At 60.7% G+C, this 9,695-nt stretch carries 9 protein-coding genes; all 9 read right to left on the bottom strand.

Translation table 11 applies throughout. The features are described 5' to 3' along the window. Nucleotides 1-311: 311 nt before the first annotated feature. Entirely contained in the window at nucleotides 312-1,595 is a 1,284-nt protein-coding gene (locus tag ABHT90_RS08390) for an aminotransferase class III-fold pyridoxal phosphate-dependent enzyme (RefSeq protein ID WP_117635956.1), read from the bottom strand. 69 nt (nucleotides 1,596-1,664) lie between these two features. Next, entirely contained in the window at nucleotides 1,665-2,645 is a 981-nt protein-coding gene (gene argB, locus ABHT90_RS08385) for an acetylglutamate kinase (protein ID WP_117648252.1), read from the bottom strand. An 81-nt stretch (nucleotides 2,646-2,726) separates the two neighbouring features. Then, entirely contained in the window at nucleotides 2,727-3,995 is a 1,269-nt protein-coding gene (gene argJ, locus ABHT90_RS08380) for a bifunctional glutamate N-acetyltransferase/amino-acid acetyltransferase ArgJ (RefSeq protein ID WP_346982205.1), read from the bottom strand. Nucleotides 3,996-4,131: 136 nt separating this feature from the next. Next, nucleotides 4,132-5,202 carry an N-acetyl-gamma-glutamyl-phosphate reductase gene (gene argC / locus ABHT90_RS08375; RefSeq protein ID WP_346982204.1) on the bottom strand — a complete coding sequence of 357 codons (1,071 nt, stop codon included), beginning with the start codon at nucleotides 5,200-5,202 and terminating at the stop codon, nucleotides 4,132-4,134. 257 nt (nucleotides 5,203-5,459) lie between these two features. Continuing rightward, complete coding sequence (locus ABHT90_RS08370; RefSeq protein ID WP_117637582.1) at nucleotides 5,460-5,870, bottom strand: pyridoxamine 5'-phosphate oxidase family protein; 411 nt, start codon at nucleotides 5,868-5,870, stop codon at nucleotides 5,460-5,462. A 51-nt stretch (nucleotides 5,871-5,921) separates the two neighbouring features. Then, on the bottom strand, nucleotides 5,922-6,368 hold the full coding sequence (locus tag ABHT90_RS08365) for a pyridoxamine 5'-phosphate oxidase family protein (protein WP_117563813.1): 447 nt from the start codon (nucleotides 6,366-6,368) through the stop codon (nucleotides 5,922-5,924). A gap of 30 nt (nucleotides 6,369-6,398) precedes the next feature. Further along, nucleotides 6,399-7,199, bottom strand: coding sequence for an energy-coupling factor transporter transmembrane component T family protein (locus tag ABHT90_RS08360; RefSeq protein ID WP_346982203.1), 801 nt, complete (start codon nucleotides 7,197-7,199; stop codon nucleotides 6,399-6,401). Further along, nucleotides 7,199-9,103 carry an energy-coupling factor transporter ATPase gene (locus ABHT90_RS08355; protein ID WP_346982202.1) on the bottom strand — a complete coding sequence of 635 codons (1,905 nt, stop codon included), beginning with the start codon at nucleotides 9,101-9,103 and terminating at the stop codon, nucleotides 7,199-7,201. Before ABHT90_RS08355 ends, ABHT90_RS08360 begins: the two co-directional genes overlap by 1 nt. Then, on the bottom strand, nucleotides 9,100-9,690 hold the full coding sequence (locus ABHT90_RS08350; protein WP_240128684.1) for an ECF transporter S component: 591 nt from the start codon (nucleotides 9,688-9,690) through the stop codon (nucleotides 9,100-9,102). The genes ABHT90_RS08355 and ABHT90_RS08350 overlap by 4 nt, the downstream gene beginning before the upstream one ends. Nucleotides 9,691-9,695 lie beyond the last annotated feature (5 nt).

Raw genomic sequence — 9,695 nt, 5'->3', positions numbered from 1 at the left:
CGGTGTCCCCTCCCTTTCAAGAAAGGGAAGAGGCGAGGCATGCCCCGCCTCTTACACCACATCTCTGCGCGCTACCCTTTGCTAGCTGTTTCCCCATTAACATAACTGAACATGTGTGGTCTAACTAATCCTAGATAGTCGGTTTCATATGAGATTCAGCTGGTAACAGTACTCATATTTGATGTTTTTTGACCAGCAGGTCTCCCCGCCTTAGCAAATCTAAGGCAAAACGGGCTCCAGACCGCTGAATCATGCCACATAGGGCACGTCCGCAGTCCGGAACCCGGTCAAAGTTAAGTTATTTCGCTGTGTTAGGCCAAAACGTCCGACAGGATCTCGATCAGACTGTCCACGTCGGATTCCTCGCAGACGAGCGGCGGCAGGAAACGCAGCGTATGAGCACCTGTAGCGTTAATCACGGCACCGGCGGCCAGCGCGCGGGCAACAATATCATGCGCGTCGCCCGCGGCATCATCCAAATCACAGCCGAGCATCAAGCCGCGGCCACGCACCTCGGTCACGTTCGGCAGCTTGGCGAGCTTTGCCTCCATATAGGCGCCTACCTTGGCAGCATGGTCGGCATAATCGCCGCGCACGAGCGCGGAGAGCGTCGCGGCGCACGCCGCGACAGCCAAGCAGCTACCGCCAAAGGTCGAGCCGTGGTCGCCCGGCTTAAACACGTCGGCAATCTCCTTCTTTGCTACGACGGCACCCATGGGCACGCCATCGGCAATGCCCTTGGCAAGGCTCATGATGTCGGGTTCCACGCCATAGGTTTGGAATGCAAACGGCTTGCCGGAGCGGAAGATGCCGCACTGGACCTCGTCGGCTATAAGCACGGCGCCCACTTCGTGTGCCAGGTCGCGCGCTGCCGCCATAAACTCCTCGGTCATGGGGTGCACGCCACTCTCACCCTGGATCGGCTCGAGCATCACGGCACATATTTCGCTCCCCAGCTGCTTAAAGATCGCACGCAGTTCATTGATATCGTTGGGCGTACAGGCCACAAAGCCACCCGGCAGTGGGCGGAAACTATCCTGCAGCCAATCCTGCATGGTGGCGGCAATGGTCTCGAGCGTACGGCCGTGGAAGCCGCCGCGCATGCACACGATAGTGTTGCCGCCGTTACCGGCACGCTTGGCGTACAGGCGCGCAAGCTTCATCGAGCCCTCGTTGGCCTCGGCGCCGGAGTTGGCAAAAAAGGTCTCCCACACCTGCTCGTCCGCAGCCGGGGCACCAAGAGCAGCTGCCGTGGTCTCATCGCCGGCGGCAATGGCATCGGCAAGCACGCGTGCACCATCTAAGTCGTCATTGGCAAGCTTGGACAGCAGCGCCGCGACCTGTCCACGCTGCTCGATGTAGAAGTAATTGGAGACATGCATGAGCTTTTTGGTCTGTGCCTCGAGCGCCGAGAGCACAGCCGGGTCGCCATGACCTAGGCTGCACACGCCGATGCCGGCAAGAAAGTCGAGGTACTCACGACCATCGTCGCCGGTGAGCTTCATGCCGTGACCCTCGACAAACTCGACCGGAGAGCGGCCAAAGGTATGCATAACGTAATGGGATTCAAGCGATTGCTGAGCTGCAAGTGACATGGGATGCCTTTCGTTGAGCGCCGGACGGCGCAGGCCTATGGGTGCAGAAATGGGGCGGCTGCGGGTCAGTTAGACCGTCTGAAGCTTCTCGACCTCGTCGAGGTTCTCGGTCAGACGCGCAGCAAACGTCGAAAGCGGATGCGGATGCGTATCGAACTCGTAAGCCGTCTCGGTGGAATGGATCACGGTGCCGACGCCGGCATCGGTCAGCAGCTCCAGCAGCAGCGAATGCGGCGTGGTGCCGTTGATGATGTGAGCGCGAAATACGCCGCCGGCAAGCGCATCGACGGCCGCGCGCAGCTTGGGAATCATGCCCTTATCGACCTCGCCGCCGTAGAGCATTTCGTTAACCTCGTCGAGTGTTAGGTTGGAGATGAGTGAGTCTTTATCGCTAAAGTCCTTGTACAGGCCGTCGACGTCGGTCAAAAAGATCGCCTTGTGCGCGTGGAGCGCTGCCGCAACGGCACCGGCGGCGGTATCGGCGTTGATGTTGAAGAAACCGCCGTCCTCCCCCGCCGCGACGGTAGCGATAACGGGGATGTACTCGCTATCGAGTAAGCGCTCGATATAGTCGGTGTTGACGTGCGTCACTTTGCCCACGCGACCGAGCTCGGGATCGAGCGGCTCGGCGATGAGCGTGCCAGCATCGCTGCCCGACACGCCCACGGCCAGGTTGCCGTGGTGGTTGATGGCGGCAACCAGCTCCTGGTTAACCTTGCCGCCCAGCACCTCGCGCACGATATCCATAGTCGCCGGCGTGGTCACGCGCTGGCCGTTCTTAAACTCGACGGGGATGTCGTAGTGGCTCAGCGCCTCGTTGATGGCCTTGCCGCCACCGTGCACGATAACAGGGCGCATGCCGATGATCTTGAGCAGCACGATGTCGCTCATCACGTCGCGGCGCAGCTGCTCATCAACCATGGCGGCTCCGCCATATTTGATAACAACCGTCTTACCGGTCAGGTTCTTAATCCACGGCAGCGCTTCGAACAGCAGCTGCGCGGTTGCTTCGTTGGATTCGTTCGAACGACAATCGCGTGCGAATTTCATAATCTGCCTCGTCTTTCGTATCGTTATCGCGCCGTGCTCCGCTGTCCGCAATCGCGGCAAGATGCGCAGCGTGCCTGGAATCTAGGAACGGTAGTCGCCGTTAATGGAGATGTACTCATGCGTGAGGTCGCAGGTCCACACGGTCGTTGCCGCGTCGCCTGCGCCCAGGTCGGCCGAGATCACGATCTCGGGCGCCTCGAAACGTCGTAGAGCCTCGTCCTCGTCAAAGGGAACAGTCAGACCGTCGCGACAGACAGGCATGCCCATCATGTCGATGGAAACGTCTTCCTGATTAAACTTCACGCCGCACTTGCCAAGCGCCATAGCAACGCGGCCCCAGTTGCAGTCGTGGCCGGCGATGCAGGTCTTAACGAGCGGCGAGTTGGCAACGGCACGGGCGGCGATATCGGCCTCCTCGTCGTTGGCGGCGCCGGTAACGTTGACCGTAACAAGCTTGGATGCGCCCTCACCATCGGCGGCGATATTGCGCGCCAGGCTCTCGCACACCTCGTGCACGGCAAATGCCAACTCGTCAAAGGCATCGGAGCCCTCGACGATAGGCTCGGCATCTGCGGCAGCGGCGCCGGAGGCAAGCATGATGCAGGTGTCGTTGGTCGAGGTGTCGGAATCGACCGTTACCTTGTTGAAGGTCTGCTTGACGGTCGAGAGCAGCAGGGCATGAAGTGCCGCAGGCTCGACGGGGGCATCGGTGGTGATAACTGCGATCATGGTGGCCATATTGGGCATGATCATGCCCGAGCCCTTGCACATTCCGCCTACCGTATAGACATTGCCCGCATGACCCGCAGCCTCACTGACGTAGGATACAGCGTACTCCTTGGAGTGCGTGTCGGTCGTCATGATGGCGCGAGCGGCATCGGCGCCACCGTGGGCGGAGAGCGCCTCGTAGGCAGCAGGAATGGCGGTCTCAAACGTGTCGATCGGCAGAATCTGGCCAATCACACCCGTGGAGGCAACCAGAATCTGCTGGGGCTCGCAGCCGATGACCTGCGATGCGATGCTGCACGTCTCGTGCGCGCAGGCAAGGCCGGTCTCACCCGTGGCGGCGTTGGCATTGCCAGAGTTGACCGAAACACCGGCGATGATACCGTAGCCCTTGTCGGCACCGCCCAGGTTGGCACGGCTCACCTGCACGGGCGCCGCGCAAAAGCGATTGGTGGTAAACACGCCGGCACCGGGACAGGGTTTATCGGGCACGACGAGCGCGTAATCCAGACGCTCGGGGTTCTTGCGGAACCCAGCGTGGATGCCTGCAGCTTTAAAACCAGCCGCAGCCGTAACGCCACCCTCGACGGCGCGAATCTTGATATCAAACAGCTCGGTATCCATCGTCTTTATGACTCCTTATGTCAAACAAAAAAAACGGACATCGGTTGGTGCGCCATGCCAGTCGTGATCATGAGATCAGCTTAAGAGTGGCGCCCCATTCGATGCCCGACTACCAAATCGTTAACAATCGAATGTGCTACACCGGGCACGCCACTGTAGGCAAGCCTCGTCGCTCGTCAAAGCCAAAGACGATATTGGCGCACTGGACTGCTTGGCCCGCAGCGCCCTTGCACAGATTGTCGATGGCGCCCGTCGCCACCAGCACGCCCGCGCGCTTGTTGAGCGCGAGGCCAATCTGGGCAGCGTTGGTGCCGACGACCGAAGCCGTCTTGGGCTGCTGGCCGGCATCGAGCACGCGCACAAAGGTGCGACCGGCGTAGAACTGCTTGTAATGGTCGACGACATCCTCAAGAGCCAACGTGTCGAGAGCCTGCGGCGCGAGCGGCAGCGTCACCGTGGAGAGCAGACCGCGCTTGAGCGGTGCCAGGTGCGGGGTAAAGACGACGCGATCGGTCAGGCCAAGGATTTGCTCAATCTCGGGCGTGTGGCGATGCTTGCCCACGCCGTAGGCCTCCAAGTTCTCGTCGGCGCTGCAAAAATGGGTGCGGGCGTTGCAGGACTTACCGGCGCCCGTCACGCCGCTAATGGCATCGACAATCACGGGACCGTTCTCGGCCACCCAGCCCGCGCGCACGGCGGGCGCGGCGGCAAGGCTCGTTGCGGTGGGATAGCAACCGGCGCAGGCGACCAGCACGGGTTTACCGTCGGCATGGTCGGATGCGGCGGTCTCCAAGTCCTGGCAGAACAGCTCGGGCAGACCGAAGGCACGGGTCTTGAGCAGCTCGGGGCTCGTATGCTCGGCGGCATACCATGTCTCAAAGACGGACGCGTCGTTCAGACGGTAGTCGGCCGAAAGATCAAAGCAGGAGACGCCCGATGCAAGCAGCGCGGGCACCTGTGCCATGGCAGCCGTGTGCGGCACGGCAAGAAAAACCGCATCGCAGCTCTTGAGCTCGGGGGCGTCATGCGTGGTGAAAACCAGATCGCTCACGCCAGCAAAGCTCGGATACACCGCGGACAGCGGCTGGCCGGCATCGGCGTTGGACGTAATGGCAACAAGTTCAAACTCGGGATGGCCGAGCACGAGGCGAATGAGCTCGGCTCCGGCATATCCAGCCGCGCCGACGATTCCAACCTTCAAAGACATATCAGACTCCTTGTCTGCGATTTATGCACCGATGCGCATTTCGCAGCGGTCGTTATGAAGTGGGTTGAAACTTTAGCACCAAAAGATGCATGAATACGTAAATGGCTTGCATATTCATGCATTGAAACATTCCCGACACATTCGCTTGAAGGAATTGACAAATGGAGCGGGCCCCGTATTGACCGGCGCTCCTAACGGCGCCGGGCAATACGGGGCCCGCCCTTGCGAAAACCAAGTTGTTAGGATGAGCCAGCTGGCTAGAGCTCGACCGGCACCCATTCGTCGTGATTGCAGATAAAAGCCTCGGGATCCTCGACGCTAAAGAAGACGAGCGTGGGGTCGTTAGGCCCCTCATAGTGCTCGCCCAGGCGCTCTAGATGCTTCCACCCGGCTTCGCGCATTTCGCCTAAAGCCCGGTCATCCAAGCCGGCACGCCCGCGCAAGATGAGCCAGCCATGGCCCGGCCACCAACTCGTGGCCTCAAAGCGCTGGTTTTGCAGCAGCTCTTGCCACACATCTTTGGTGCGCGCTGTTACAAACCACAGCTTGCCATCCTGGATCTGCGCAAACGAAAACGGACGCACATGAGGCTGTCCGTCAACGCTCGTCGCCAAATACCATGCCGGCACCGACGTCAGATACTCCAACACCGTATTCAATCCGTCCATGTGTCCTCCTGGCGCTAGCTAATTCGGAACGGGTAGTTAATTTGAGACGCGCTAGAGCTCCAGGCGCTCCTCGCTGCCGTCGATATCACAGAAGCGCGCGGCAATGTTGCGGACCGAAAAGAAAGCAAGGCGGCCGTCGTTGGCACTCTCGTGTTCCTCGCCGATGCCCACCATGTGCTTAAAACCCGCTTGACGCACCTTGTCGCTCGCAACTGCGTCGTCCTCAAGTGCGGCCTCGCCGGTCAACACGATCCAACATTCCCCCGGCTTCCAGCCCGAGAGCTCAAACTTGGGATTCGCACTCAGCTCCGCCCACACATCCTTGTCGCGCGACGTGCAAAACCACAGCTTACCGTCATCGACCATGGCAAACGAAAACGGCCTCACGCGAGGCTGATGCCCGTCGGTCACATCGGTCGTGGCCAGATACCACGCCGGAATGCGCCTGAGATACGAACAGGCGCGCTCAAGCTGAGCCGTGCGGTCGTTGTCGGTCATAGGGGCCCCTTTCTTGCGCTCGAATCGCGCCTAAACAAGTTGAAGGTTGACGACGATGACACACGCAAGCAGCAGCGCCGTCACCACCGCAGCCAGCGCATCCCAACGGCGAAATACAAGCGCATGCAGGCGCGTGCGGCCCTGCTCGCCGTGATAGCAGCGTGCATCCATGGCAGCAGACAACGTCTCGGCATGACGGAACACGCCCGTGAACAGTGGAATCGCCACACTGCCGAGCATACGCACGCCGCCGAGCGGGCCACCCGTTACGCGTGCACCGCGGCTTGCCTGCGCATCGGCCGTCTGCTTCATCTCGGTGGCAAACTGCGGCATAAAGCGCAGCGCGATGCCCATGATCATGCCGAGCTCGTGCGCAGGGAGCCCCACACGCGCAAACGGCGCGAGCAGGCGCTCAAAGCCCGCGGTGAGGTCGAGCGTCGGTGTGGTGAGCGTGATGGCGCTCATACCGGCCATCATCAAGGTCAGGCGGCACGCCATAAAGGCGGCGGAATGCAGCGAGCCCTCGCTTATCTGCAGAAAGCCGAGCTGCCACAGGATGCGCCCACTCTGATCGGTAAACAAGTTGAGCACCGCGACCACGACGACGATTGCCAGCAGCGGCGCCATCGACGACAGAACGCGACGAGCCGGCACCCGGGACACGGCATAGATCAGCACGACGAAAAATGCGACAGGAGCCAGTCCGCGGAAGCCGCCGACGGTCAGCGTCGTGATTAAAAACACAAAGCCCAGGAGCAGCTTGGTGCGCGGATCCAGGCGATGGATCGCACTATCGCTCGGATAGTAGCTGCCAAACGAAAACGCCTCCATTAGCAGCCCTCCTCTCGCGCGACCGTCTTGGATTTAGCAATGTCCGCGACGTTAGAAGGACCGCCCGAGCGACCGATTAGCAGGTCCACCAACTCGTCTGCCAGCGACTCAACCGTATAGAGGCCGTCAAAGCGCAGCGGCACGCCCGCTTCCGCGAGCGCCAACGCCATGCGCTGGGCGGCGGGAACGCCCAAGCCGATCGACTTGAGCTCATCCGCATGCGCAAAAACCTGAGCGGGCGTGCCCTCGGCAAACACCGCGCCCTCGTTCATCACGACAATACGGTCGCAGCAATTGGCCAGGTCATCCATACTATGCGAAACCATGACAACGGTCAGGCCATCGCGGTGAAGTCGACCGATAAGCTCAAGGAAATCCCTGCGCGCAGCCGGATCGAGCCCCGCCATGGGTTCATCGAGCACCAGGATCTCGGGCTCCATGGCGAGCACGCCGGCGAATGCCACACGCCGTTGCTGACCGCCCGAAAGCTCAAAGGGACTCTTGTCGCCGACCGTGGAAAGATCGAGGCCCACGCGCGAGAGTGATGACTCGACACGACGGTCGACTTCATCTTGCGGCAAGCCAAGGTTGTGCGGACCAAACGCCACGTCCTGCGCCACGGTTTCGGCAAACAGCTGACGCTCAGGATACTGAAATACCACGCCGACCTTGGCCTTAACCGCAGCGGCGTCTTTCTTGTTTGATAGGTCGAGCCCCAGCGCGCGAACGGATCCCTCCTGGGGGCGAATCAAACCGTTGAGATGCTGGACCAGCGTCGACTTACCCGAACCGGTATGACCTGCCAAGCCCAGGAACTCGCCGCGACGCACCGTCAGCGATACATCGCGCAGCGCCCACGGACTACTGGGGTCGTTTCCCCAGAGAGCCTGTTTGCTCGATTTGCCCGCAGTGACCGAGCGCTTATGCCAGCGGCGGCGCTCGCGGGCACTCAGCGAGTAACTATGCGAGAGGTGCGAAATCTCGATGACGGGCTCCGACACGGCTGTCCCGTCGGTTGCAGAGGAGACGTTGTCGAGCACACGAGAATCGGATGCAGAAGGCCGCCCCGCGGTGTCTTCCCCACTCCGGTCGGCATATACCTGCGCAATCTCGGCGACCATATCCGCCTCGCGCACCTGCGCATGAACGGGCACGCCCTTCGCACGAAGCGCCGTGCCCAAGCAGCACGACGCCGGCATATCCAAGTTGAGCTGCGCAAGTTCGTCCGCCCGTGTCAAGATTTCCTCGGGCGTACCGAGCATGGCAACACGCCCCGCCCGAAATACCGCGACACGATCGGCCTCGGCGGCCTCTTCCATAAAGTGCGTAATCATCACGATGGTCATGCCGCGATCGTGCAACGCGCGGCAAGCCTTCATGAGGCCCTTGCGTCCACGCGGATCGAGCATCGAAGAAGCCTCGTCCAAGATGAGCACGCGCGGTTCCATGGCGAGCACACCGGCAAGCGCCACGCGCTGCTTTTGGCCACCCGAGAGCGCGTGGGTCTCGTGGCGCTCAAAGCCCACCAGGCCCACGCCCTTCAGCGCCTCGCGTACACGCTGTGCTATTTGTGCCGATGGCACGCCAAGGTTTTCGGGACCAAACGCAATGTCATCTTCGACAAGCGTTGCCACCAGCTGGTCATCGGGATTCTGGAATACCATGCCCGCGGTCGAACGAATGTCGTAGACCAGCTCGGGGTCGGACGCATCCATGCCGTTGACGCGTACCGTGCCCGCATCGGGCTGCAACAGTGCATTCAGATGCTTGGCAAACGTCGACTTGCCCGACCCATTGCCACCGAGGATGCAGAAAAACTCGCCATCCTCGATGTTCAGATCGACGCCGTCGAGTGCCGGTGCGGCACCGTCATAGCTAAAGGAAACGCCCCGACACTCAATCATGCGCGGCCTTTGACCTGGTCCTTTTTAGGCGTGATGAGGTTGGAGACCGCCTTGTACACCACAAGCGTCAACACCGAGTTAAGCACGGTCTTGATAAGGTTGAACGGCAGCACGGCAGGAATCATGAGCGGGGCGATCACATCGACCGAGCCATACCAGAACCATACGCCAATGGTAAGATTTGCGACCATAGACAATGCCGTAGCGGCAATAACGCCGAGCACCAGGCCAATCACGGCACCCTTATAGGTATGCATCTTCTGATAGACGATAGCCGCGGGCAGAATGTAGCCCAGCGTGGCAACCAGGTTCATAAGCGCGCCGACCCAGTCACCCGTAGTGAGCGCATGGATGACAATCGCCATGGCGGCGACGGCAGTACCGGCACCGGGGCCATATGCAAACCCACAAACCATCGCCGGCACCAGCGACGGATCATACGTCAAAAACGGCGCCGAAGGAAGGATGGGCAGCTGCACGTACATAAACAGGGCGCCCAAGGCACACATCAACGCCATGGTAACGAGCTGTTTGGTGCTCCACCTATTCGTGTTCTCAAAATGGATATGCTGCGACTGTTCAGACATAAGAT

This window comes from Collinsella aerofaciens (genome assembly GCF_039758815.1).
GTDB lineage: Bacteria > Actinomycetota > Coriobacteriia > Coriobacteriales > Coriobacteriaceae > Collinsella > Collinsella aerofaciens_BP.
The sequence above is the reverse complement of the archived record's forward strand: the minus strand, read 5'-3'. Positions and strand labels throughout refer to the sequence as shown.

Bases quoted from the DNA above. Each gene is read 5' to 3' on its own strand.
- ABHT90_RS08390 (WP_117635956.1), bottom strand. From the start codon at position 1,595: ATGTCACTTGCAGCTCAGCAATCGCTTGAATCCCATTACGTTATGCAT.
- argB (WP_117648252.1), bottom strand. From the start codon at position 2,645: ATGAAATTCGCACGCGATTGTCGTTCGAACGAATCCAACGAAGCAACC.
- argJ (WP_346982205.1), bottom strand. From the start codon at position 3,995: ATGGATACCGAGCTGTTTGATATCAAGATTCGCGCCGTCGAGGGTGGC.
- argC (WP_346982204.1), bottom strand. From the start codon at position 5,202: ATGTCTTTGAAGGTTGGAATCGTCGGCGCGGCTGGATATGCCGGAGCC.
- ABHT90_RS08370 (WP_117637582.1), bottom strand. From the start codon at position 5,870: ATGGACGGATTGAATACGGTGTTGGAGTATCTGACGTCGGTGCCGGCA.
- ABHT90_RS08365 (WP_117563813.1), bottom strand. From the start codon at position 6,368: ATGACCGACAACGACCGCACGGCTCAGCTTGAGCGCGCCTGTTCGTAT.
- ABHT90_RS08360 (WP_346982203.1), bottom strand. From the start codon at position 7,199: ATGGAGGCGTTTTCGTTTGGCAGCTACTATCCGAGCGATAGTGCGATC.
- ABHT90_RS08355 (WP_346982202.1), bottom strand. From the start codon at position 9,103: ATGATTGAGTGTCGGGGCGTTTCCTTTAGCTATGACGGTGCCGCACCG.
- ABHT90_RS08350 (WP_240128684.1), bottom strand. From the start codon at position 9,690: ATGTCTGAACAGTCGCAGCATATCCATTTTGAGAACACGAATAGGTGG.